The sequence below is a fragment of the Desulfuribacillus alkaliarsenatis genome (assembly GCF_001730225.1).
Classification (GTDB): Bacteria; Bacillota; Bacilli; order Desulfuribacillales; family Desulfuribacillaceae; genus Desulfuribacillus; species Desulfuribacillus alkaliarsenatis.
The window spans coordinates 1-24021 of sequence record NZ_MIJE01000002.1 but is presented as its reverse complement, the minus strand read 5'-3'; the positions used below and the strand labels follow the sequence as shown (position 1 = coordinate 24021).

The following is a 24021-nucleotide window of genomic DNA, read 5'->3' as shown; positions in this document are numbered from 1 at the left end:
TCTAGGCGCTCCCCACCAAACCAATAAGGAGGGATTACGTAGTGGCAAAAAAGTCAATGATTGTGAAAGCAAAACGTCCACAGAAGTTTAAGGTTCGTGAATATACACGTTGCGAAAATTGCGGTAGACCACATTCAGTTTTGCGCAAATTTAAACTTTGCCGTATTTGTTTCCGTGAATTTGCTTACAAAGGGCAAATCCCAGGAGTCAAAAAGGCTAGTTGGTAATTTTGGGGGCTAAGGAAGGAGGTAAAACACATGACAATGACAGATCCGATTGCAGATATGCTGACTCGCATTCGTAATGCGAACACAGTTGGACATAAAACAGTAGAAATCCCTGGCTCAAACATTAAAAAGAGCATCGCAGAGATTCTTAAGAACGAAGGATTCATCAGGGATTATGAATTTATAGAAGACGGAAAACAAGGTATCATTCGTGCGTTCCTGAAATACGGACCGAATGATGAAAAGGTTATCACTGGTCTTAAGAGAATCAGTAAGCCAGGACTTAGAGTATATGCTGGAAAAGATGAAATGCCAAAGGTTCTAGGTGGACTAGGTATAGCGATCATTTCTACATCTAATGGGTTAGTAACTGATAAAGAAGCAAGAAAAAACAACGTTGGCGGAGAAGTTCTCTGCTACGTATGGTAATACAGCTGGAATGGAGGTGCAGGAATGTCTCGTACAGGTAAGAAACCAATTGATCTTCCAAGTGGAGTAGAATTAACTAAAGGTGAAGGCACAATTACAGTAAAAGGACCTAAAGGTACTTTAACAAAGCCTTTACACCCTGATATGATTATAAATCAAGAAGAGAATCAAATCCTTGTAGACCGTCCAAGTGACCGTAAGGACCACAAATCATTGCACGGTACTACTCGTAGCGTTATCGCTAACATGGTAGAAGGTGTTACAAAAGGATACGAAAGAAATCTAGAGCTAGTTGGTGTAGGTTACCGTGCTGCTAAACAAGGAAACAAGCTTGTATTAACAGTAGGTTACTCCCATCCAGTAGAAATCGTAGCTGAAGAAGGCTTAGAGATCGATGTACCAAGTAACACAAAGATTACCGTTAAAGGAATCGATAAAGAGAAGGTTGGAGCTTTAGCTGCCAACATTCGTAGTGTTCGAGAGCCTGAGCCATATAAAGGTAAAGGGATTCGTTACGAAGGCGAAAAAGTCCTTCGCAAGGAAGGTAAGACAAGTAAGAAATAATCACATTGCGTGATCGAATAAAGTAGAACACAGCTGACCAAGAAGGGAGTGTGAATCGCTATGGCAAAACAAGCAGCCAAAACATCTCGCCAAAAAAGACAATTACGTATCCGTAAGACGCTTCAAGGCACAGCTCTTCGTCCGCGCTTGAACGTATTCCGTTCAGGAAAGCACATTTATGCACAATTAATCAATGATGCTGATGGCGCAACAATCGTATCCGCTTCTACAGTAGATAAGGAATTATCAGATGTAGCAAACGGTGGAAACGTTGAAGCAGCTCAAAAAGTTGGTGAGTTAGTAGCAAAAAGAGCGATTGACAAAGGAATTACTAAAGTAGTATTTGACCGTGGAGGTTTCTTATATCACGGCCGCGTTAAAGCTTTAGCAGATGCAGCTAGAGAAGCAGGCCTAGAATTTTAATTCTAACTATAAAACAGTAAGGAGGGAAAATCTTTGCGTATTGACCCGAATAAATTAGATCTACAAGAAAAGGTAGTTAAAATAAACCGTGTAGCGAAAGTAGTTAAAGGTGGTCGTCGTTTCAGTTTCAGCGCTCTTGTAGTAGTTGGAGACGGGAACGGTGTTGTAGGCGTAGGATTAGGAAAAGCCAAGGAAGTACCTGAATCTATTCGTAAAGCGATTGAAGATGCTAAGAAAAATCTAATCAGAGTGAATACTGTTGGAACTACAATTCCACATCAAATTACTGGAGAATTTGGTGCAGGAACTGTATTCATGAAACCAGCATCAGAAGGTACAGGAGTTATTGCTGGTGGACCTGTTCGTGCTGTTATTGAGCTTGCAGGAATCAAGGATATCTTAACGAAGTCCCTAGGTTCTAGTAATGCTCTTAATATCGTTCATGCGACAGTTGAAGGTTTATCACGCCTGAAAAAAGCAGAAGACGTTGCAAGACTACGCGGAAAATCCGTTGAGGAGTTATTAGGATAGGAGGCAGCAGAATGGCTAACAAACTGCAAATCACCCTGAAGCGTAGTACAATTGGTAGACCAGAAGATCAAAAGGTTACCGTGAAAACGCTAGGGCTTCGCAAATTACACCAAACTGTAGAACAAGAAGATAATGCAGCAATCCGTGGGATGATTAAAAAAGTATCCCATCTAGTAGAAGTTAAAGAAATTAAAGGATAATATCCTTCATATAAGGAGGTGCGAGCATGAAATTGCATGAATTACAACCATCAGCAGGATCACGTCAAAAGCGTAAGCGCGTAGGACGCGGTATGGCATCAGGCATGGGTAAAACATCATCACGTGGACACAACGGGCAAAACTCTCGTTCTGGTGGTGGAGTAAGACCTGGATTTGAGGGTGGTCAAACACCTTTAGCACGTCGTCTACCTAAGCGTGGATTCACGAATCCAAACAGAAAAGAAATTATCGCATTAGACGTATCCGTTCTTAATCGCTTTGCTGAAGGAACAGAGATTACGCCTGAATTCCTAAAGCAGCAAGGTGTTGTAAAGAACATGAAAGACGGAATTAAATTTTTAGGCAACGGAAATATAGATGTGAAACTAGTAGTAAAAGCAAACGCATTCTCAAAGTCGGCTGCTGAAAAAATTGCTTCTGCCGGCGGGACAGCAGAGGTGATATAGATGCAAGGAGCATTCAGAAATATCTGGAAGATTGAAGACCTGCGTCGTAAGATTATATTCACACTATTACTATTACTAGTATTTAGAGTGGGTAGTCATATCCCTGTACCTGGTGTTGATGCTAGTGCATTAAAAGCAGCAGGAGAAGCTAACAACATCCTGGGTGTGCTAAACACATTCTCAGGTGGAGCACTTGAGAACTTCTCAGTTTTCGCAATGAGTATCGCTCCATACATCACTGCATCGATCATCGTACAGCTTTTAACAATGGATGTTGTTCCTAAGTTTGCAGAGTGGGCACGTGAAGGTGAAAGTGGAAGAAGAAAGCTAGCGCAGGTTACAAGATACGGAACAATCATCCTTGGTTTTATTCAAGCAATTGGATTATCCGTTGGATTTAATAGAATGTTCCCAGGTCTTATTCAAGACCCAAGCTTTACAACCTACGCAGTCATAGCTATAACCCTTACAGCGGGTACAGCCTTCTTAATGTGGTTAGGTGAACAGATTACGGAAAGTGGAATAGGTAACGGTATTTCAATTATTATCTTTGCCGGTATAGTTGCAATGATTCCAGGCGGAATTACGACCATCTATGCACAAATGTTCTACGAGAAAACACAGGCAGAGCTATTTATCAGCATGCTTCAAGGATTAGTCATCTTACTTGGTGTTATCGTAATTATTATGGGGATTATCTATATCCAACAAGGTATTCGTAAGATACCTGTGCAATATGCAAAGCGTGTTGTAGGAAACCGTATGTATGGTGGACAGAAAACTCATATTCCAGTCAAAGTTAATGCAGCTGGGGTAATTCCAGTAATCTTTGCATCATCACTTATGTTATTCCCATCAACACTTGCTAGCTTTAGAGCAGGTAACCCGATTGCCGACTGGTTCTTAAGAAACTTTGATCCACAGGCTGGATTATATACATTTTTATTTGTAATCCTAATTATTGGATTTACGTACTTCTATACGTTTGTACAAATCAATCCAGTAAATATGGCTGAACAGATGAAGAAGAATAGTGGTTTTATTCCAGGTATCCGTCCTGGTAAAACAACAGCTATGTATATCACGCGTGTAATGAACCGTATTACATTAGCGGGAGCTATTTTCTTAGCAGCTGTTGCTGTAATGCCGGTAATATTCGGATCTCTAACAGGATTGAATATTTACTTCGGTGGTACGGCGCTACTCATTGTTATCGGTGTAGCCCTTGATACAATGAAACAAATTGAGAACCAACTCCTAATGCGCCACTATCAGGGCTTTATTAAAAAATAACCAAAAAGACATTCTGTCTTGATGGAGGGGATTAATTATGAATATTGTACTGATGGGCTTACCAGGAGCAGGAAAAGGAACACAAGCGGAATATATAGTGAAGGAATTTAACATCCCTCACATCTCTACGGGAGATATGTTTCGTGCAGCAGTAAAGGACCAAACTCCACTTGGAGTAGAAGCCAAAAAGTACATGGATGCAGGTAACTTAGTACCTGATGAAGTAACAATAGGGATTGTAAAAGAAAGACTCAGTAAGCCAGATTGTACGAACGGTTTTCTATTGGATGGATTTCCAAGGACGGTTCCACAAGCTGAGGCACTTGAGGTAACTCTTACAGAACTAGATAAAGATATCGATCATGTCATCCATATCGATGTCGCCAAAGAGAAATTACTTGCACGACTTACTGGTAGAAGAATTTGCAAGCAATGTGGTGCTACCTATCATGTTGTTTTCAACCCACCGCCAAAAGAAGGCGAGTGCGCTGCATGTGCAGGTGAGCTTTACCAGCGTGCTGATGATAATGAAGCAACAGTTGGCACAAGACTTGAAGTGAATATTGCACAAACTGCACCTTTACTTGAGTTCTATGAGCAACGTGGTCTCCTTCGTAATATCGATGGTGATCGTGATATCAGTATCGTCTTTAAGGACATTTCAAATATATTACGGAGTACGCAAATATGATCATTTGCAAGTCGGATAGTGAGATACAACTAATGCGTGAAGCAGGTAGAATTGTAGCCATCACACATGAAGAACTTCGAAAAGCTGTTCAACCGGGAGTCACAACACTTGAACTTGATCGAATTGCAGAGGCAACAATACGAAAGCATGGAGCAGAGCCTTCCTTTAAAGGATATAGTGGCTTTCCTGCAAGTATCTGCGCTTCTGTCAATGAAGAACTAGTTCATGGGATACCTAGTAAGCGAGCTCTAAAAGATGGAGATATTATTAGTATCGACGTTGGAGCTTATATCCACGGATTTCACGGAGACGCAGCGGTAACACTGCCTGTTGGTCAGATAAGTGACGAAGCAAAAAAGCTACTCGAAGTAACAGAAAAGTCACTGTATGAAGGAATTAGTAAAGCAACTATAAATAACAGGCTCTCAGATATCTCACATGCTGTACAGACCTATGCAGAGCAATATGGCTACTCGATAGTACGTGAATACGTAGGTCATGGTATTGGTAAGAATATGCATGAGGACCCACAGATACCTAATTTTGGCCCCCCTAACAGAGGTCCAAGGCTAAAAAAAGGTATGGTACTTGCGATTGAACCGATGGTGAACATAGGGACATATCATGTGAAAACCTTGTTAGATAATTGGACCGTGGTAACGGTTGATGGTAAGCTTTGTGCCCATTTTGAGCACACTGTCGTCATAACAGATAACGGCCCAGAAATTTTAACGAAGCTATAGGTGATAATATGAGAAACCTAGACACGGATTATAAAGTCGGGCAAATCGTTAAGATTACCCAAGGAAGAGAAATAGGACAATTTGCTGTGATTATTGACGTGCTTGATAAGAACTTTGTACAATTAGTAGATGGAGACAAACGTAAATTTGACTCACCTAAGAAGAAGAACATCCGTCACATCGAACTTGCAGATGACAAAGTATGTAAAGAAGTCATTGAATCTATCAATGATACAGGTCGAGTAAGTAATTCAAAGCTTCGCTACGTATTAAATAGGTATATAGAAGAACAAGCTACCGTTGAAAGTATAATAGAAGCCCCAGAGAAGGGAGTGTGATGCTTATGGCCAAGGAAGATGTGATCGAGGTAGAAGGAACAGTTATTGAACCTTTACCAAATGCCATGTTTAGAGTAGAACTGGAAAATGGTCATAAAGTATTAGCTCACGTATCCGGAAAGATTCGTATGCATTTCATTCGAATCTTACCTGGAGATAAAGTGACAGTCGAACTTTCGCCATATGATTTAACCCGTGGGCGTATAACGTACCGCTATAAATAACGGGCTTACAAATAAGGAGGCTATACACATGAAGGTAAGACCATCTGTCAAGCCAATTTGTGAGAAGTGTAAGATTATTCGTCGCAAAGGGACGGTTATGGTAATTTGTGAAAATCCAAAGCATAAACAAAAACAAGGCTAGACAATAAAAGTATTAAGCAAGAAACAGTGAAACACTAGGAGGTGTTGAATCGAATGGCTCGTATCGCCGGAGTAGACTTACCACGTGACAAAAGGGTAGAAGTAGCTTTAACTTATATCTTTGGTATTGGTAGAGCAGTATCTAACAAGATTTTAGCAGACACAAATATCAATCCTGATACACGTGTACGTGATTTAACAGATGATGAAGTTAATAGACTTCGTGAAGTTATTTCAGCTATGAAAGTAGAAGGGGATCTTCGCAGTGAGATTTCTCGTAACATTAAGCGTTTAATGGAAATTGGTTGCTATCGTGGTCTTCGTCACCGTAGAGGCTTACCAGTACGTGGACAAAAGAGTAAGACAAACGCAAGAACACGTAAAGGTCCTCGTAAAACAGTAGCAGGTAAGAAGAAATAATAAAGGAGGGAAAGCGTAAATGGCAAAGGTAAAGCGTAAAACGACACGTACAAAACGTCGTGACCGCAAGAATGTAGAAAGTGGCCAAGCACACATCCGCTCTACTTTTAACAACACGATCGTTACCATTTCTGACCTTCAAGGGAATGTTATTTCATGGGCAAGCGCTGGAGGACTAGGGTTCAAAGGATCTCGTAAAAGCACTCCATTTGCTGCGCAAATGGCTGCCGATACAGCAGCGAAGGCTTCTATGGAGCATGGAATGAAAAATGTTGAAGTGTATGTTAAAGGACCAGGAGCTGGTCGTGAGGCAGCAATTCGCTCACTACAAGCAGCAGGACTTGAAGTAAGTCTAATTAAAGACTCTACTCCAATTCCACACAACGGATGTCGCCCACCTAAGCGTCGTCGTGTATAATTTTTAAAATTAAGCTGAACAATATAAATTAGGAAAAAATAACAATAGTGTATAAATCTATTGGGAGGTGTCAATACTAGAATGGCAAAATATACTGGTCCATCATGTCGTCAGTGTCGTCGTGAAGGAGTAAAATTATTCCTTAAAAGCGATAGATGCTATACAGATAAATGTGCGATTGATCGTCGTACTTATGCGCCGGGTCAACATGGGCAAGGACGTAAAAAGGTATCCGAGTATGGACTTCAGCTTCGTGAGAAGCAGAAAGCTCGTCGTATCTACGGTGTACTAGAAGGACAATTCCGCAAATACTACAAAGAGGCAACTCGTCGTAAGGGAGTAACAGGTGAAATCCTATTACAACTTTTAGAGACTCGTCTAGATAACATAATTTATCGTTTAGGATTTGCAGGTTCTCGTAGAGAAGCAAGACAACTTGTGAGACACGGACATTTCTTAGTAAATGGAAAGAAAGTTGATATTCCATCATACCAAGTAGTACCTGGTAGCACAATAGAAGTTGCAGAGAAATCTAAAGGCTCTGAGAAGTTCAAAGAGATTAAAGAAGCTGCAGCAACTAAGGGTAGTAAGGAATGGATTGAAGTAGATTCTGACAATTTGTCTGGTCGCGTAGTTCGAGTACCATCTCGTGAAGAAATCGATATTCCAGTTGCAGAGCAAATGATCGTTGAGTTGTATTCACGCTAATTGTAACAGCCCTCGATTAACTGGACGCCCGAAATTGTTAAAGATTAGGGAGGGTTTGAGTGAATGATAGAAATTGAAAAGCCAAAGATAGAGATTAAAGAAAGTAGTGAAGATGGTAAGTACGGCGCATTCGTCGTCGAACCATTAGAACGCGGTTATGGCACAACCCTAGGGAACTCACTTCGTAGAATACTATTGTCATCATTGCCTGGTGCAGCTGTAACAGCTATCAAAATCAACAATGTATTACATGAGTTTTCTACGATTCCAGGTGTTTTGGAAGACACAACTGAGATTATCCTAAACCTAAAAAAGCTAGCAATTAAAATTCACTCAGATGAAGAAAAAACTCTAGTAATAGACGTAACGGAAGGTAAAGAAATTAAGGCAAGCGATATCCGTGTTGATAGTGATGTAGAAATCTTAAATCCAGATTTACACATTGCAACTCTATCTGAAGGACATAGTTTCTTTATGGAAATTACCGCTAACCGCGGCAGAGGGTATGTACCAGCAGAACTAAACAAGAACGATGATCAATCAATTGGTGTAATTCCAGTTGACTCGTTATACTCACCAATCCAACGTGTGAACTACACTGTAGATAACACCAGGGTTGGACAGATGACGAACTATGACAAGCTGATTCTTGAAGTTTGGACTGATGGTAGCATTCGCCCTGATGAAGCAGTTAGTATCGGTGCCAAGATTCTTAACGAACACGTATCTCTATTTGTTGGGCTAACTGATGAAGCGAAGGACGCTGAAATCATGGTCGAGAAAGAAGAAGACAAAAAAGAGAAGGTTCTAGAGATGACAATTGAAGAGCTAGACCTATCCGTGCGTTCCTATAATTGTCTTAAGCGCGCCGGCATTAATACGGTACAGGAATTAATCAATAAAACTGAAGAAGATATGATGAAAGTACGCAACTTAGGTCGTAAGTCTCTTGAAGAAGTACAAGAAAAACTACAGGAATTAACGTTAGGGCTTCGTAGAGAAGAATAACCCCGAGCAACTTGCGTACAAAGGAGGGGAAAGGAATGGCTTATGCTAAATTAGGTAGAACAAGTTCCCAGCGTAAAGCATTATTTAGAGACCTTGTTACTAACTTAATTATACATGAACGAATTGAAACGACAGAAGCTAAGGCAAAGGAAGTTCGCTCCATTGCTGAGAAGATGATCACATTAGCAAAGCGTGGAGACCTTCATGCTAGACGTCAAGTAGCTCAATTCGTGCGTCCTAGAGAAGCGGATGCAGAGTCAGGTCAAGACGCAATTCAGAAGCTTTTCTCTGATATAGCTCCGCGCTTTGAGAATCGACAAGGCGGATATACTCGCATACTTAAAATAGGACCTCGTCGCGGTGATGCGGCTCCTATGGCTTTTTTAGAGCTTGTAGAAGAACAAGAATAATAAAGCAAGATATAGTGCAAAGATAAAAAAGGCGTTTAGAATCAGTATTAGATTCTGAACAGCCTTTTTTTATATACCAACCGCTTTTCAATGTTGAATGAGCTATCATCATGTAGTAACATACATATAGCACTATTATGTAATTAACAGTTTATAATAATAAAGTTGCGCTGAGAGAGATGAGAATATGACAGATCAAAGAAGCTATGGGATTATCCAAGGGCATAATATAACTTATTCCTATGGACATATACGAGCACTACAAACTATATCAATTTTAATTCCCCAAGGTAAACATATAGCAGTACTTGGTGCTAATGGCTCAGGCAAATCTACATTAGCAAGGCATTTTAATGCAATACTGGTACCGGTAGAAGGTACGGTTAAAGTTAAAGGCATGGATACACAAGATCAGGAGCAGATATGGAAAATAAGAAATACCGTCGGTATGGTATTTCAAAATTCAGAAAATCAAATTGTCGGGGCTACCGTGGAGGATGATATCGTCTTTGGTCTGGAAAATCTCGGTCTAGAATCAGAAGATATAGCCATAAGGCTAGAAAGAGTAGTTAATAAACTACAGCTCGGAGCAATACGGTATAAAGAGCCGCACCAACTATCAGGAGGTCAAAAGCAACGCGTGGCCATAGCTGGAGTACTTGCTATGGAGCCTGACGTAATAGTCCTTGACGAAGCTACGTCTATGCTTGACCCAGATGGTCGTCAAGAGGTCTTAACAGCCCTTAAGACAATATTAGAGGATTCTACGAAAACGATTATTCAGATTACCCATGATATTGAAGAAGCTATCTTAGCAGATGAAGTGTACGTCCTTGCAGAAGGTCAAATCGTCATGAAAGGCGTGCCAAAGACCATATTTACCTACGACAATGGCCTGCCAAGCTTAGGCCTACAACTGCCTTTTAGCATGCGTTTTTATCAAAAGTTTGCGACTCTTCAATCAGAAATAATAGAAACTGAACATATCCCTATGTGTATGGAAGAATTGGTGAATCAATTATGCAGATACAATGTAAAAACTTAAGCTATATATACCAACAGGGTACACCGTTTGAGGAACTAGCCATAGACGATATCAGCTTTACGATTCCAAGTCGTAGCTTTGTTTCGGTCTTAGGCAGAACAGGCTCTGGCAAAACGACGGCATTACAGCTAATAAAAGGGCTGATAAAACCATCAACAGGTGAAATCATATATCAAGGTGAAAATCACGAGAATCCTGCAGATAATTCTACTAATCACTCAGATAATAAGTTGTACGTATTCTCAGCAACCAAACAACCAAGAAATGAACGAAACAGGCTTGAAGCCCTCTGGAACTCTATAGGTTACCTATTCCAATATCCAGAGCACCAATTATTTGAGGAAACCGTCGAGGCAGACATTGCTTACGGACCGAAAAATTTAAAGTACACAGATGATAAAGTACACAAACTAGTTGCTAGTGCAATGGAGCTAACGGGATTAGAATACTCAGAATTTGCTAAACGTGCTCCTTTTCAATTGAGTGGTGGCCAGATGCGTAGGGTAGCTCTAGCGGGAATACTAGCAATGGAACCGAAAATGATGATTCTTGACGAGCCGATGGCAGGCCTTGATTCTGTCAGTAAGGTGCGACTAACGAACATGATATATAATCTTCATAAAGAGCTCCGATGGACAACGCTCTGTGTATCTCATCATATTGACGAGCTTTGGAAGTATACTGACTACTATCTTGTATTTGCAGACAAAAAAGTCAATTTTGCAGGCACTAGTAGCCAACTACTCGATAGATGGCAGGAACGCTCAATTGAAGTCGAACCGCCATCATTGGTAAAGCTAGCACTGTCCCTTCAAGCCAAAGGGATTATTCAAAAGTCTCTTATCGAGCTAGAAGAAGAACTGAAAACAGAGGATAGCTTTGCAGCATATTTAAGGGGGATCATATGTTAAACCAAGTACTAATTGGGCAATATATAGCTGTGGACTCCTTTATTCATAGATTAGACCCTCGAACAAAGCTGCTAGGGATGTTCGCTCTCGTTTTTGTTGTGTTTAGTATTCGTGAGTTATATCAATTATTTATTTTGGCAGCTTTAGTAGTAACTATTTATGGGCTAGCAAACATTAAAGCGAGCCATTTATATAGGGGAATGCGACCGATTCTATGGTTTGTTTACTTGACCTTCCTATTACATATATTTATCAATAAAGACGGACAATTATTATGGAATATTGGTTTTCTAAGCATTTATACAGAAGGCCTTTATCAGGGTGCATTAATAAGCTTTCGGTTATTTACACTAATATATTTTTCTACGATTCTTACAATCACGACTCCGCCGATTTCCATGACAGAAGGCATTGAAACAATCCTTAGTCCCTTTAAAAAACTAATCCCAGTTCACGAGATTGCCTTAATGCTGACAATTTCTATTCGCTTTATACCGACTATTGTCCGTGAAACAGACAAGCTTATTAAAGCGCAAATGGCCAGGGGTGGATCAATAGTTAGGGGCAAGCTGTCAGAGAAAATGAAGCATATAATTCCCTTGGTTGTGCCGCTCTTAATCATGAGCTTTAAGCGGGCAGACGAACTGGCAACAGCAATGGAAGCAAGGTGTTATCGAGGAAGTATCGGCAGAACAAAATTTAAGAAACTTAAATACAGCTGGCGGGACACCATTGTAGCAATTATTCTATTTATCGTAATAACTATTGTCTTATGGGGCAGGTTTTAGACTATCAGATTAGAAGGGGGATAAAAGTGCAACGCATTAGGCTCATTTTCAGCTATGAAGGAACTGATTTCTATGGATATCAAATACAACCAAACGGACGTACAGTACAAGCAGAATTAGATAAAGCATTGACGGCAGTATTCAACACAGAAGTTCGCACAACGGCATCTGGAAGGACAGACCGTGGAGTCCATGCGATTCATCAGGTGGCGCACTTTGACGTACAAACCACAGTCCCCCTCGAAAAAATGGTGAAGGTTATCAATTCAAAACTACCTAATGATATCGTAGCACATCTGGTTGAGACTGTAGCAAGCGATTTTCACGCCCGCTATAACGTCAAAGAAAAGACCTACTGTTATATGATTGATAACCACCAAACAGCAAATATTTTTAATAAACGCTTTAGTAACCATGTCGAAAAAAAATTAAACACTAGACGCATGCGTGAGGCAGCAGAGTATTTAGTAGGCACCCATGATTTCACATCTTTTTGCTCCCATAAGTCAGACGTTGAAGATAAAGTACGCACAATTTACACAATAGATATTCGAAGCACTAAGGGTCTTATTAAAATCTTTGTAACAGGTAACGGCTTTCTGTACAATATGGTGCGTATAATAGCAGGAGCGCTAATAGAAGTTGGCAAGGGACGCTTAGCACCTGATGATCTAAAGGATATGCTATCAGCCAAGGATCGCACAAGATGCCCCATCACGGCGCCAGCACACGGGCTAACTCTATGGAATGTGAAATACTAACTGTAGAACATTGTAAAATTATCAAAAAAAAAACGCTAGGAAGCGTTGCAAAGACTTGACACACAGTTACTACAGATGTATAATATTCAACGGTATTCTAAATTCCAGAGCCCCGGATTTTTGGACAATGCCACGTCACAATGTTGCAATATGTCTTATGAAAAAAACACCAAACACCAGATACAATCTGGATTAGATAAACATTTTCGTTAGGAGGGAATCTTTCCGATGCGTACTACCTATATGGCAAAGACCAACGAAGTTCAACGCGATTGGTATGTAATTGATGCGGAAGGTAAGACACTAGGTCGTCTTGCAACTGAAGCTGCTACTTTATTAAGAGGAAAACATAAGCCTGAATTTACCCCTCATGTAGATACTGGAGACTTCGTAATAGTTATCAACTGCAGTAAAGTGGTATTAACAGGTAAGAAATTAGAGCAGAAAAAATACTACCGTCACTCAGGTTACACAGGTGGCTTAAAAGTTACAAAAGCATCTGACATGATTAAGAACAAGCCAGAGGAAATGGTATTCAAAGCAATTAAAGGCATGGTGCCACACACAAAGCTTGGCGATGCACAAATCAAGAAATTACGTGTTTATGCTGGACCAGAGCATGAGCATCAAGCACAACAACCAAAAAATTGGGAACTTAAATCGTAAAGGAGGCTAGCTCTCTTGGCTACAGTACAATATTATGGAACTGGAAGACGTAAAAACTCTGTTGCTCGTGTACGCTTAGTGCCTGGTGATGGACAAATTATCATTAACAAGCGTGATATCAACGAGTACTTCGACTTAGAAACTTTAAAACTGATTGTAAAACAACCGTTAGTCCTTACTGAGACTTTAGGAAGCTATAACGTGTTAGTAAACGTTCATGGTGGTGGATTCTCAGGTCAAGCGGGTGCAATCCGTCATGGTATTGCAAGAGCTCTTTTACAAGCAGATACAGAATTCCGTTCGCCATTAAAGCGTGCAGGATTCTTAACGCGTGACCCTCGTATGACTGAGCGTAAGAAATACGGTCTTAAAAAAGCTCGTCGTGCACCACAATTCTCAAAGCGTTAATATCGAAAGGTATTTACTGCATACTATCAAGTGCAAGACTCTCAACCCTCAGTGGTTGGGGGTTTTTTTGTTGCCTACTAGGCAACGTTATTTGGACTTTGTTATGCTGATTTTTATTCACTTTCAATGATGATGTAAAAAAATTGCCTTTTTATAAGTAATTTAATGATAAATTGGAAACTCTATATATTAGTTATTTCTATTATAAAAAATACACAAAAGAAGAAAGGTGATTAGAAATGAGAAACAGTATGTATAAGTTAATTGGAGTGTTAATTATTCTTTCATTTGTATTGGTAGCATGTGCTCCTGCTGACGAGCCAGCTCCACAAGAACCAGCTCCAGGGGATAATAATGCACAACAGCCTGCAGATGGAATAGCTGGCTTAGCAATGACTAATCGAATTAGTGAAGAGTGGAAGCAATCTGGTAAAATGTTTGCTGTTCCGAGTGTCGCTGCCAGAGAGGCGTGTGCGGTAGCTTGTCATGACGGATACGCGTTTTCTACGGGTGAATTTACTGATCCAGAGCAATTTGATGAAGAAGGCATGCATTTCGTAGGAATCGATTGTCAATCTTGCCACTCAGGTACAGGTCAAGAGTTAATGGATACGGGTCTAGTGAGTGTACCGTTTGCTGATGAAGAAATTCAAGCAGGAACTGGTGCGCTGTGTATTACATGTCACCATGGACGCCGTGATACAAGAGCGATTTATGAAGAGTATGAGGGAGGAGGAGCGACAAGATTCTCCTATCCACACTATGGTCCAGCTGCATTAACGACTGGTATGGGTGGAGTTGAATATCCTGACGTGGAATATGGACATACGCCAGCCCATGGTGAACTTGAGAACACATGCTTAACATGCCATATGCCACAAACTGCTGATGGATATCGTGATCATACTTTCCAAATGGACGAACAGTATGCTGGACAAACGTGTGGTGGATGCCACTCTGGTATTACTGACTGGAATTTAAATGGTTTCCAAGATCAGGTGCAAGAATGGGTGTCTCAGCTAGAAGAAGCTATTTTTGAAGAAACTGGATCTGTATATATTTCCTCAGGTGGTGGGCAATTAATATTTTATGCTGATGAGGCACGCACTGAAACATTAACTCCAGACCAAGTATCATTGGAAGCGTTTATAGCAGCATACAATGTGTACTTAATTCGAACAGAAGGAAGTTGGGGAGTGCATAATCCTGCATATACAAGATCTTTGCTACAAGAATCTTATAGAGCACTTACTGGTGATGAATTACAATAAATAATCCTTTATAATAAAAAAAGTGATCCCTTTATGATAACAGTTATCGTATTTTTAACTGTCTAACTATAAAGGGAGCACTTTTTTATTTTATTATATCTACTTTTTGTATAATAGTTATTTTCTTGATGTTTGTAATGCTTCAATATATTCTTTGCCGATTTCCTGCTCAAGCAAATCGTAAATAGGCTGTAAGGCGTTATGCCATTGAATTAATTCAGATTCAGTTAGGTAATGGACTCGTAAGCGCTGTGTACGAATTAAGTTTTCTAATTGTTCGTCATTTATTGTTCTAGCATTTTGTCGAATCCACAGTGTAGTCTCTGCTATTGCTTGGTCTAATACATCTCTAATGTCGTCAGGTAATGAGCTCCAGAACTCTGCATTAGTTATAACGGCATAACCTAAGTATCCATGATTGCTAATGGTCATATAATTTTGCACTTCATAAAAGCGCTTAGTATAAATGTTAGACAAAGTGTTTTCTTGACCGTCAACTAACTGTTGCTCTAACAAGCTGTATACATCAGAAAAACGGGAAATATACGGTATTGCACCTAATTGTGCGTATTGTTTTTCGAGAATACGGCTATCCATAACACGAAATCTCAGACCAGAAACGTCGGTTGGTTGTCTAATAACTCTAGAGCGGTTGGTAAGTTGTTTAAAGCCATTATCCCACATTGCCAGCCCATACATATACTCTGACTCTAGTAATGAAAACATCAGCTCTCCGAGCTCGCCTTCCATAGCAATACGTACGCTTTCTTCATCTGCAAAGGCAAAAGGCAAATCAAATACCTGCCATTCAGGAAATAATGCAGTCATTTTCGAAGTAGCTGGAGCAATCAATTGTACATGATTTTGTTGTAAGGCAGAAACCGCAGCATCGTCATCGTACAATTGTGCATTTGCAAACACCTGAACCTCTACCCGCCCATTAGTCCTCTCCTCTGCTAGACGTTTAAATTTCTGAGCAGCTAAACCTTTAGGAGTGTTCTCTGCAACCACGTGAGAAAACTTAATAATGATTTTATCCTCAGGACTAACCTGCTCGAAATCAATAGCAATAGGCGTTGAAATAAGCCCGGGAATTTCTGGTGCATCGAGCAATGAGCAGCTTGCTAATAAGAATATACAAGCTATTGCGAACAAAATACCTGCACGATGTTTTTTATACATATAAGTCACTTCCTAAAATCATTGTATGCATTGATATATTATTATCATCATTGTATTCATTGATATATTGTATTCATTGTATTTACTGTATTGGTCGGTAGCGATTTACTGGGCGGCCAACACTGCCGTACTGAACTTCCAGCTTTACCTTATCAATGTTTTCTAAAAACTCTAAGTACCTTCTTGCAGTAACTCGAGCCAAACCTATTCCTTCAGCTACTTCTTCAGCGGACTTAGCATCCGTTTGTTTTAGTAAATAGACAACAATTTGTCGTAGAGTTAGCTTGTTCAACCCTTTTGGCAAATCTGTTATGTCATCAAAGCTTGAAGAAGCGGCTGTTTCCTTAGGAGGGTAGACTGTACTTAATAAGTCTATTTGCTCCTGTGAGAACTGGTCGTTAGCTCCTAATGAATCAATCATCTTGGAATAAGTATCTAGGGCTTTTTTTAGTCGATCGTATTTAAAAGGTTTAATTATATAATCTACAGCTCCATAACGAAAAGCTTCTTGAATAGATGCTGCGTCCCTTGCGGCGGTAATTAAAATGATATCAGTGGGAACATTTAGGGCACGCAATTTTTTGAGTACAGAGAGACCATCCATATCAGGCAAATATATATCTAACAGCATTACATCAGGCTGAGTAGCGCTTGCAAGCTCTACTGCTTCTGTACCACTACCTGCTGTAGCAATAATCTCAAAATTATTGGACTTTTGTATAAATTGTTTGTGTATCTCCATTACCATCGGATCATCTTCTACAATTAGTAACCTATGTTTCAATTGAGTCAATCCCTTCTTTTCAATAATTTATAAATTTAAAATCTATGTTTAGGTATGACAACAAAAAAAGTTGAGCCTTCAGATATCTCAGTTTCGAAATGGATTGTTCCATTAGCTGCTTCAATATATTCTTTTACTAATGCTAGACCTATGCCATGATTGCTTGTGGTCTTAGTTGTAAAACCCTGCTCGAAAATACGAGATTTTATTGAGTCCTTAATACCTGAGCCGTTATCTCTAACAACTATATTGATATCTTCTTTAGTTTCATATATATGAATATAAATACTCCGTTGGCCTATTGGATTACACGTTACAGCATCCATGGCGTTCTCAAGTAAGTTGCCAATAATGATTACAAACGTGCTAGCACCAATACCCTCAGGCAGACTTTTAAGCGTGCTTTTAGGGTCAATCATAATCTCGATACCAAGCTCTTTGCCTCTGCTATATTTGCCAAGCAGAAGTCCAGAAATGCTATAATCTGTGAAGTTTTTAGTTAAGAAACCTGTTAATGCTTGGTGCTCTTCTGTAATAGTGAAAACATAATCAAGGGCTTTATCGTATTGTTGGAGCTGTAGTAACCCGGCGATTGTATGCAGTTTGTTCATATGTTCATGGTTTTGCACCCTTAACGCTTCAATGAATTTCTTTACTCCCGTTAGTTCTTCAGCTATAAGGTAGGCCTCTGATTGCTCCTGAAGCGTAATTACAGCACCTAAGATTTGTTCATTCACCTTAATAGGCATAAAAGATGTTATATAGACCTTGTTGTTTATAAGCATATTTTTGTTCAGTTCAATGGAGCCTGTGTCCATAACGTTATATACTGGACTATCTGGAAGTAGATGCTGAAAGCACTCGCCGATAATATTAGTCGAAAAATTAAAGATGTTTTTTGCCTGTTCGTTTGCTAAAGATACTTTACCATCCCTATCAACGGCGATTATACCTTCTTTAATAGTATGGAAAACAGCGCTACGTTCTTTGAGCTGGCGCGCAATTTCAATGGGCTCCATATTAAATAGCTGGCGTTTGACGTTGCTCGCTAGTAGCCAAGAACCAATGAATCCAAGCACAAGGGCTCCTATTAGGGATAAATAAATATCTATCCGATATTTCTGGATTAATGAAGTATAGGTAGGGGTTAATACACCCGCAACCACAACCCCTAGCTGCTGTGATTCATCCATAATTGGCACGAAAGCTCTAACGGAAGGACCTAACACACCTTTTGCAGGTGAAATATATTCATGTTCTGCAAAAGCTGGACCTTCATCCCCACCAGAAAATCTTGTCCCAATCCGATCCTCTAAGGGACTGGAATAGCGAATTCTATCCATGTTAAGCACTACAATGTATTCGATATTTGTAGCAAGGCGGACACGCTCTGCAATTGGTTGTATTTTTTTCCATCCTTCGGGATCCGAGATATTTTCTTTTAGCTCATCCATTTGTGCAACGGTCTTAGCTATTGCCATGACGCGTTCACCAAGCTCCACTTCTACGGATCGCTGTACATTTTCAACTAACAACAGCGCGCCAAGCAAGCTTGATACAAATACCAAACCGAATACCAATATTGTTATCTTCGTGCGTAATGTAATTGGCTTATTATAATATTCCATGTTTTCACGTTCTTTCTAGCATACTGATCGTAATTGCCACATAAAATGTAAGAAAAATGCGACAGTACAATCCTATTATAACCTCTTAGAAACTATTTGGATATGGAAGCTTAAGAAAATGGAGTTGATGTAATGGATAGATTACGGAAAAAAGCAAAGGGTGTCCTCTTGTATTCGCTAGTATTTATATTTGTTTATATGATGCTACCAGATTTTAGAGAGACTCAAGAGACGATAGGCTTACCATTAACAGGGGCAATCATTGCAATCGATGCGGGACATGGAGGAGTGGACGGAGGGGCAGTTTCGGAGGATGGTGTGATTGAAAAAGACATTACCTTGCCGATTGCCATAAAGGTGCGTGACTATTTACAACAAGCTGGGGCTAGCGTAATTATGACTAGGGAAGGTGACTATGATTTAGCGAGTGAAGATACTAGGGGATATAGTCGGAGGAAGGTTGAAGACTTAAGAAATAGGGCTAAGCTGATTAATGAATCGAATGCCGAGATACTAGTCAGTATCCATCTAAACTCTATAGCATCCAGTCGTTGGTCTGGATCACAATGCTTTTATACCTATGGAAGTGAAGAAGGAAAGCTCCTAGCTACAAAAATACAAGAGCAGCTTATAGTAATAACGGGTAACACGGATAGGACACCATTACCTGACAAGCGAGTGTTTTTATTGAAAGAAGTGAATGCACCTGCAGTTATTGTGGAAACAGGATTTTTATCTAATCCTGAAGAAACGAAGTTGCTACAAACAGAAGAGTATCAGAATAAGTTAGCCCATGCTATATACTTAGGGATAGCCGAATATATGGCTGAAAAGAGGTACAATATAGATTAACTACTCAGCGTACCAGCTTTACAATTGCTAAAATAACACGATATAATTGAACAATATAATGACATTGATGGTAGGAGGCTATTATATTGTTTGTTTTTTCGCGGCACAAATCAAGTATGGTTGAGTTAATTGACGCAAAAACACTTAAAGTGATTACGTCCTTAAATGATACAAAGCACGAGATGATTATGCATGTGTATATATCGTACCCTGGGCTTGTAATAGAAGATATAGAGGCACAGATGCTTCGGATGCCTGATGGTGAGTGTGCCCCAGCCCAAGAAAATATTAAAAAAATAATTGGTTTAGAGATTGGCACTGGACTTACGAGGAGTGTTATGGAGCGTATTGGAGATGAACACGGCTGTACCCATCTAACGGACATGGTGGTTGAATCAGCTAAAGCGGCAATCCAATCACAATATACACTCAAATATCAAAATCTGGAACATCAAGAGCGGAAAAAGGCAATTAAACAAGATTTAAAGGATAACTGTGTATTGTTTGCAGAGAGAACATAAAGCTAATGACCTGCAAAGCACTACATATTTTGCAGGTCATATTTAATTTAGCACATTTAGAATTAATATAATTAAATAAACACGTACTATAGTATTAAAGCTGATGGTAAGACTCCCTCTTCATCTTCTTGCTCAGCTTCATCGTCGTCTTCCTCATCCTCTTCGCCGTTTTCTTCCTCGTCAGCTTGAATATCCATTTCCAGTTCCTCTTGTTGAATGATTCTTAATAGTTCTAATAACTCTAACCTCATAGCTGGAGTCAGAAAGGCTTGTTTAGCTATTTCCTGCATGTGAACTCGCATCTCTGAACCCTTTAAGGTATCTAATAATATGTCTTCAAAATCAGGCTCTCCAAATACTTCGATTAACATTTCTCGATAATCAGGATCTAGTAATAAGGAAGTTAAAATATCTTTATGCTCTTCCTCGACGGTCTTAGCGAATTCGGCAGCAAACTTTGGATCCTTCATAGCATCCTCTAGAATTTTGCGGTTTTTCGGGTCAAGTAAAGACTCGGCAACGGCACGTTTAACGTCTGTATCCTCTACGATGATTTCTTTCTTCACCTCTGGGTCACGCATTAATTCCATTATCGCTTCGCGACCTTCTTTTGAACTTATGGCATCAACAATCATTTCCTTAATCTCTTGATAATCAACATTTCCGCCTTCAGGCCGCTGAGCGGGAGCACAAGCAGCTAAAGCTAGAAAAGTAAGAGCGCATATAGCTAACAAAATCCCCAGACGTATGTAAAGTCGTATATAGTTGTCGTATGCTTTGTAATGATTCATGTGTTTTGTCCTCCTGAAAATAATCCTATAATTAGTATGAAGTTCAGAAATAACAATTATACTGGTAAAGTTAGTAGATAATTATTTGGGTGATGCATAGTGCTTATTCAATTAACTAAGAATATATCTATGATTTATATGTAAATGTATAGTTAGACTATTTTTGTATTATTTAAGTCAATGAATATTGTACTGAAGGGGTTAATGAACAATGGATGAACAACAGCGGGGAGAAAAGAAACCAAACTATAGCTCGGAAAAAGATATTATCCAAAGAATAATGGCAGCAGATAACCTGCAATTAAACCCAGAGAGGCGAAAAATGTTAGGATACGAAGCAGAGGATGTGATTGCATATTATAGCAAGCAAAGCTTAAATTCGCAAGACACATATCTACAGGTAGAGGCGCTGTTAAGGAGATCGAACAAACTTAATATAATAATAAGTGCAGACAACAAAAGTAACGCTAATTTTAAGTACATGAAAATCGCCAGTAAATTTGGCCACGCCTTCAAGGTGGTTGCAGATGAGCAATTTACTGGCGATACAGGTTTAGTAATTGTTAAGGGATAGAAGATTACTCTATCTTTTTTTTGATGTTAGCGTTTTCGATAAGCTGGGTTACGGATACAATTTCATACCCCATTTCACGAAGTCCATCAATAATTCTAGGAAGGGCATCTATGGTTTGTAGTGCTGAGTCGCTTGCGTGTAATAGGATAATATCTCCTGGGAATGCTTTTGAGAGTACATTATCAACAATCTTATCTGGTCCTGGGCGCATCCAATCCTTAGAATCGGTATCCCACTGAATTACAGAGTATCCTAGTTCTGCTGCAACCTTTAATGTTCGCTTATTAAAGTCTCCATTTGGAGTTCTAATTAAGTTAGGCTCTTTTCCTGTGATTTCGAGCAAAGTTTCGTGGGCTGTAAGGATTTGCTCAATTACAAATTCATCCTTATGTTCACTATAGTTTACATGCTTCCACCCATGACTTCCAATCTCCATTCCTAGCTTGTCGATACGCCGAACGATATCGGGATTATCCCGAGCCCATGGCCCAGAAATAAAAAACGTTACATTACGGACATTCTTCTCTTCGAGGATGTCTATAATTGGTTCGGGTGCTTGACGTCCCCAACTGATATCGAAGGTAAGTGCAACAACCTTCTTGTCTGTATTCACCTTATAAATTGCTGCTGGATTTTCAGTAGACAATACAGAGATATAATTTCGTTCGACATAAAGGACTCCTACAGCAAATAAAAATAACATTACAAAGGAAATGTATTTAAGAATCACCTTCCCATTCAAAACCCATACAAAGCGCATAGCTATCCCTCCCTACATATATGGTAGAACTAATATAATAGACATACTTAATTTTTATGCAATTTATCTAGGTCTAATAACTAGTCATATACATTTTCCTTTGTTATGATGAATAAAGTTACAATAGCAATAAAATCAAATTAGTTTATTACAGGAGGAATAGATGGGTAATTCACTAGCGGTAATTAAAGAAAATAAGTCATATATAATCCTAGCGGGGATTTTGTTTTTTTTAGGAACGGCTGTTGGTGTGATATTTGCAGAGCAGATGTTTGCGCATATTGAGCAGGAGTTGGGCAAAATACAAGACCTAGGGCAGCAAATCGCGGAAAAAGGTAGCCCTCTATACGCTTCCTGGGTGATATTCTGGAACAACCTTCGTGCGGCGATTATGTTCATTGCAATAGGTAGCCTATTTGGTATCGTACCAATAATGGGTTTAGCCATAAATGGAGTGTTAATTGGAGTTGTCCTTAGTTTAGTAGGAGAAGCTGGTGTCTCGCCAATTTTACTATCAATCGTAGGTCTGTTGCCACACGGAATATTAGAAATACCAGCAATATTAATTGCAGGGGGTATGGGAATCAAGCTGGGTTTTGTATGGCTTAAGCCACTGCCGAATCTAACTAGATGGGAAAGCTATAAGCATGTATGGGGCGAAGTGGGTAAGTTGGCAGTGCTATTGTTTGTACTTCTACTAGTTGCTGCATTTGTAGAAGGATTTGTTACACCACTTTTAATTCATTTATTTATCGGTGACGTCGGAATCTAACTATATAATATTTTCTAAACTATAATTTAATATTGGGGCTGATAAGATGGAAGTTAACGTAGTGTGGAAAGAAAACATGCAATTCTTAGGTACGAGCGCAAATGGCCATACAACACTTATGGATGCAGGAGTATATGCGGGCGGAGATGGGCAAGGTCCATCTCCTATGGAGCTAATACTTCAAGCAGTGGCAGGTTGTACGGGTATAGATATTGTACAGACTATCAAGAAAATGCGTATGGATATTGCTAAATTTGAAATAAAAGTAATGGGAACTAGAGCAGAAGAGCATCCTAGAAGATTTACTGATATAACGATAGTTTATAACTTCGAAGGGGAGAGCCTAGATCCTAAAAAGCTAAAACGCGCAATTGACTTAAGCATGGACAAGTATTGCTCGGTTTCTAAGTCGCTTAATGCAGATATAAGGTACGATTATACTATTAATGGAGAAATCATTAAATAACAAAAAATCGACAAAATTCGAGCTTTAAAGAGACAAGCCGATTTAATGATTTTAAATCGATAAATTTGTTTCAAAACGATTATTGAAGCGCCGTTGCGAATGTGGTAAGATATATTTTGCCGCTGAAACAAGCGGCGTTTTAGTCATTATAAAAGAATAAGTCATATCGTCGGCCACCACACAAAATGGAAACAAATAACAGCTTGACATTGAGTGACAACCTGTGATATGATATAAAAGTCGCCGATAAAAACGGCTGACGAGCTACGATCGAGTAAATCGTAGCACTAAAGTTCCTTGAAAACTGTATAATGCAATCAAAACAACGTCAATTCGGATTCGAAAGAATCCAACAAAAAAAGTCAGTGACTTTTGAGCTTAAAATCGACTTTATCTTAGCCGATAAGTCGTTAAGGATATAAACAAACATTTATTGGAGAGTTTGATCCTGGCTCAGGACGAACGCTGGCGGCGTGCCTAATACATGCAAGTCGAGCGGACAGAGATGAGAGCTTGCTCTTATCAAAGTTAGCGGCGGACGGGTGAGTAACACGTGGGCAACCTGCCTGTAAGACTGGGATAACTTCGGGAAACCGAAGCTAATAC

General features: G+C 39.6%; 35 protein-coding genes and 1 rRNA gene. 31 read left to right on the top strand and 5 right to left on the bottom strand.

What is annotated here, in order from left to right; all coding sequences use genetic code 11:
• The first annotated feature begins 41 nt into the window (after window positions 1-41).
• The 25 genes from BHF68_RS03725 (at window position 42) to BHF68_RS03605 (ending at window position 15085) form a co-directional block, all read left to right on the top strand.
• On the top strand, window positions 42-227 hold the full coding sequence (locus BHF68_RS03725; protein ID WP_069642323.1) for a type Z 30S ribosomal protein S14: 186 nt from the start codon (window positions 42-44) through the stop codon (window positions 225-227).
• Window positions 228-257: 30 nt separating this feature from the next.
• Window positions 258-656, top strand: a complete 399-nt coding sequence (gene rpsH / locus BHF68_RS03720; RefSeq protein WP_069642322.1) for a 30S ribosomal protein S8 — start codon at window positions 258-260, stop codon at window positions 654-656.
• A gap of 24 nt (window positions 657-680) precedes the next feature.
• On the top strand, window positions 681-1220 hold the full coding sequence (rplF, locus tag BHF68_RS03715) for a 50S ribosomal protein L6 (protein ID WP_069642321.1): 540 nt from the start codon (window positions 681-683) through the stop codon (window positions 1218-1220).
• A gap of 60 nt (window positions 1221-1280) precedes the next feature.
• Window positions 1281-1643: a 50S ribosomal protein L18 gene (gene rplR, locus BHF68_RS03710; protein WP_069642320.1), complete on the top strand. Its 363-nt coding sequence runs from the start codon at window positions 1281-1283 to the stop codon at window positions 1641-1643.
• Window positions 1644-1676: 33 nt separating this feature from the next.
• Window positions 1677-2174, top strand: a complete 498-nt coding sequence (rpsE, locus tag BHF68_RS03705; protein WP_069642319.1) for a 30S ribosomal protein S5 — start codon at window positions 1677-1679, stop codon at window positions 2172-2174.
• Window positions 2175-2185: 11 nt separating this feature from the next.
• Window positions 2186-2374 carry a 50S ribosomal protein L30 gene (rpmD, locus tag BHF68_RS03700; RefSeq protein WP_069642318.1) on the top strand — a complete coding sequence of 63 codons (189 nt, stop codon included), beginning with the start codon at window positions 2186-2188 and terminating at the stop codon, window positions 2372-2374.
• 26 nt (window positions 2375-2400) lie between these two features.
• The gene (gene rplO, locus BHF68_RS03695) at window positions 2401-2841 is read left to right on the top strand and encodes a 50S ribosomal protein L15 (protein WP_069642317.1); all 441 of its coding nucleotides are present in this window, start codon (window positions 2401-2403) and stop codon (window positions 2839-2841) included.
• Window positions 2842-4134, top strand: coding sequence for a preprotein translocase subunit SecY (gene secY, locus BHF68_RS03690; RefSeq protein ID WP_069642316.1), 1293 nt, complete (start codon window positions 2842-2844; stop codon window positions 4132-4134). It abuts the gene before it with no gap.
• A gap of 37 nt (window positions 4135-4171) precedes the next feature.
• Window positions 4172-4825 carry an adenylate kinase gene (locus BHF68_RS03685; protein ID WP_069642315.1) on the top strand — a complete coding sequence of 218 codons (654 nt, stop codon included), beginning with the start codon at window positions 4172-4174 and terminating at the stop codon, window positions 4823-4825.
• Window positions 4822-5568, top strand: coding sequence for a type I methionyl aminopeptidase (map, locus tag BHF68_RS03680; protein WP_069642314.1), 747 nt, complete (start codon window positions 4822-4824; stop codon window positions 5566-5568). The genes BHF68_RS03685 and map overlap by 4 nt, the downstream gene beginning before the upstream one ends.
• An 8-nt stretch (window positions 5569-5576) precedes the next feature.
• Window positions 5577-5906, top strand: a complete 330-nt coding sequence (locus BHF68_RS03675) for a KOW domain-containing RNA-binding protein (protein WP_069642313.1) — start codon at window positions 5577-5579, stop codon at window positions 5904-5906.
• Between the two features lie 5 nt (window positions 5907-5911).
• Complete coding sequence (gene infA / locus BHF68_RS03670; protein WP_003322635.1) at window positions 5912-6130, top strand: translation initiation factor IF-1; 219 nt, start codon at window positions 5912-5914, stop codon at window positions 6128-6130.
• Window positions 6131-6158: 28 nt separating this feature from the next.
• Window positions 6159-6272, top strand: a complete 114-nt coding sequence (gene rpmJ / locus BHF68_RS03665) for a 50S ribosomal protein L36 (RefSeq protein ID WP_069642312.1) — start codon at window positions 6159-6161, stop codon at window positions 6270-6272.
• 53 nt (window positions 6273-6325) lie between these two features.
• Window positions 6326-6691 carry a 30S ribosomal protein S13 gene (rpsM, locus tag BHF68_RS03660; RefSeq protein ID WP_069642311.1) on the top strand — a complete coding sequence of 122 codons (366 nt, stop codon included), beginning with the start codon at window positions 6326-6328 and terminating at the stop codon, window positions 6689-6691.
• Between the two features lie 19 nt (window positions 6692-6710).
• The gene (gene rpsK / locus BHF68_RS03655; protein ID WP_069642310.1) at window positions 6711-7109 is read left to right on the top strand and encodes a 30S ribosomal protein S11; all 399 of its coding nucleotides are present in this window, start codon (window positions 6711-6713) and stop codon (window positions 7107-7109) included.
• Window positions 7110-7190: 81 nt separating this feature from the next.
• A complete protein-coding gene (gene rpsD, locus BHF68_RS03650) occupies window positions 7191-7817 on the top strand; it encodes a 30S ribosomal protein S4 (protein WP_069642309.1) in 627 nt (208 codons plus the stop codon).
• Window positions 7818-7880: 63 nt separating this feature from the next.
• Window positions 7881-8825 (top strand): DNA-directed RNA polymerase subunit alpha, encoded by a 945-nt coding sequence (locus BHF68_RS03645; RefSeq protein ID WP_069642308.1) that lies wholly within the window; start codon window positions 7881-7883, stop codon window positions 8823-8825.
• 35 nt (window positions 8826-8860) lie between these two features.
• Window positions 8861-9235: a 50S ribosomal protein L17 gene (gene rplQ, locus BHF68_RS03640; RefSeq protein ID WP_069642307.1), complete on the top strand. Its 375-nt coding sequence runs from the start codon at window positions 8861-8863 to the stop codon at window positions 9233-9235.
• Between the two features lie 187 nt (window positions 9236-9422).
• A complete protein-coding gene (locus BHF68_RS03635; RefSeq protein WP_069642306.1) occupies window positions 9423-10280 on the top strand; it encodes an energy-coupling factor transporter ATPase in 858 nt (285 codons plus the stop codon).
• Window positions 10256-11191: an ATP-binding cassette domain-containing protein gene (locus BHF68_RS03630; protein WP_069642305.1), complete on the top strand. Its 936-nt coding sequence runs from the start codon at window positions 10256-10258 to the stop codon at window positions 11189-11191. The genes BHF68_RS03635 and BHF68_RS03630 overlap by 25 nt, the downstream gene beginning before the upstream one ends.
• Window positions 11185-11979: an energy-coupling factor transporter transmembrane component T family protein gene (locus tag BHF68_RS03625; protein WP_069642304.1), complete on the top strand. Its 795-nt coding sequence runs from the start codon at window positions 11185-11187 to the stop codon at window positions 11977-11979. Before BHF68_RS03630 ends, BHF68_RS03625 begins: the two co-directional genes overlap by 7 nt.
• 26 nt (window positions 11980-12005) lie before the next feature.
• Window positions 12006-12740 (top strand): tRNA pseudouridine(38-40) synthase TruA, encoded by a 735-nt coding sequence (gene truA, locus BHF68_RS03620; protein WP_069642303.1) that lies wholly within the window; start codon window positions 12006-12008, stop codon window positions 12738-12740.
• A gap of 228 nt (window positions 12741-12968) precedes the next feature.
• The gene (gene rplM, locus BHF68_RS03615) at window positions 12969-13406 is read left to right on the top strand and encodes a 50S ribosomal protein L13 (protein ID WP_069642302.1); all 438 of its coding nucleotides are present in this window, start codon (window positions 12969-12971) and stop codon (window positions 13404-13406) included.
• 15 nt (window positions 13407-13421) lie between these two features.
• The gene (gene rpsI / locus BHF68_RS03610; protein WP_069642301.1) at window positions 13422-13814 is read left to right on the top strand and encodes a 30S ribosomal protein S9; all 393 of its coding nucleotides are present in this window, start codon (window positions 13422-13424) and stop codon (window positions 13812-13814) included.
• 239 nt (window positions 13815-14053) lie between these two features.
• Complete coding sequence (locus BHF68_RS03605) at window positions 14054-15085, top strand: ammonia-forming cytochrome c nitrite reductase subunit c552 (protein WP_069642300.1); 1032 nt, start codon at window positions 14054-14056, stop codon at window positions 15083-15085.
• Between the two features lie 117 nt (window positions 15086-15202).
• Here BHF68_RS03605 and BHF68_RS03600 read toward each other — a convergent pair whose 3' ends face one another.
• The 3 genes from BHF68_RS03600 to BHF68_RS03590 all read right to left on the bottom strand — a co-directional run bounded on the left by BHF68_RS03600 (window position 15203) and on the right by BHF68_RS03590 (window position 18679).
• The gene (locus tag BHF68_RS03600; protein WP_245669628.1) at window positions 15203-16267 is read right to left on the bottom strand and encodes a DctP family TRAP transporter solute-binding subunit; all 1065 of its coding nucleotides are present in this window, start codon (window positions 16265-16267) and stop codon (window positions 15203-15205) included.
• 82 nt (window positions 16268-16349) lie between these two features.
• Window positions 16350-17051, bottom strand: coding sequence for a response regulator (locus tag BHF68_RS03595; protein ID WP_245669627.1), 702 nt, complete (start codon window positions 17049-17051; stop codon window positions 16350-16352).
• A 35-nt stretch (window positions 17052-17086) separates the two neighbouring features.
• A complete protein-coding gene (locus BHF68_RS03590) occupies window positions 17087-18679 on the bottom strand; it encodes an ATP-binding protein (protein ID WP_069642299.1) in 1593 nt (530 codons plus the stop codon).
• Window positions 18680-18811: 132 nt separating this feature from the next.
• Between BHF68_RS03590 and cwlD the strand changes: the two genes are divergently transcribed.
• Both cwlD and BHF68_RS03580 read left to right on the top strand, forming a co-directional pair.
• Entirely contained in the window at window positions 18812-19531 is a 720-nt protein-coding gene (gene cwlD, locus BHF68_RS03585) for an N-acetylmuramoyl-L-alanine amidase CwlD (protein ID WP_069642298.1), read from the top strand.
• 86 nt (window positions 19532-19617) lie between these two features.
• Window positions 19618-20052 (top strand): DUF2889 domain-containing protein, encoded by a 435-nt coding sequence (locus BHF68_RS03580; protein WP_069642297.1) that lies wholly within the window; start codon window positions 19618-19620, stop codon window positions 20050-20052.
• 86 nt (window positions 20053-20138) lie between these two features.
• On the opposite strand, the gene gerD is transcribed toward BHF68_RS03580, so the two are convergent.
• Entirely contained in the window at window positions 20139-20843 is a 705-nt protein-coding gene (gene gerD / locus BHF68_RS03575) for a spore germination lipoprotein GerD (RefSeq protein ID WP_069642296.1), read from the bottom strand.
• A gap of 211 nt (window positions 20844-21054) precedes the next feature.
• Here gerD and BHF68_RS03570 point away from each other — a divergent pair, with 211 nt between their 5' ends.
• Complete coding sequence (locus tag BHF68_RS03570) at window positions 21055-21417, top strand: DUF1694 domain-containing protein (RefSeq protein WP_069642295.1); 363 nt, start codon at window positions 21055-21057, stop codon at window positions 21415-21417.
• A 4-nt stretch (window positions 21418-21421) separates the two neighbouring features.
• Here BHF68_RS03570 and pdaB read toward each other — a convergent pair whose 3' ends face one another.
• Window positions 21422-22177 carry a polysaccharide deacetylase family sporulation protein PdaB gene (pdaB, locus tag BHF68_RS03565; protein WP_069642294.1) on the bottom strand — a complete coding sequence of 252 codons (756 nt, stop codon included), beginning with the start codon at window positions 22175-22177 and terminating at the stop codon, window positions 21422-21424.
• A 163-nt stretch (window positions 22178-22340) separates the two neighbouring features.
• Here pdaB and BHF68_RS03560 point away from each other — a divergent pair, with 163 nt between their 5' ends.
• The 3 genes from BHF68_RS03560 to BHF68_RS03550 all read left to right on the top strand — a co-directional run.
• Window positions 22341-22949 (top strand): stage II sporulation protein M, encoded by a 609-nt coding sequence (locus BHF68_RS03560; protein ID WP_069642293.1) that lies wholly within the window; start codon window positions 22341-22343, stop codon window positions 22947-22949.
• A 46-nt stretch (window positions 22950-22995) separates the two neighbouring features.
• Window positions 22996-23415, top strand: coding sequence for an OsmC family protein (locus tag BHF68_RS03555; protein ID WP_069642292.1), 420 nt, complete (start codon window positions 22996-22998; stop codon window positions 23413-23415).
• 430 nt (window positions 23416-23845) lie between these two features.
• Window positions 23846-24021 (top strand): 16S ribosomal RNA (locus tag BHF68_RS03550); the annotation flags it as partial.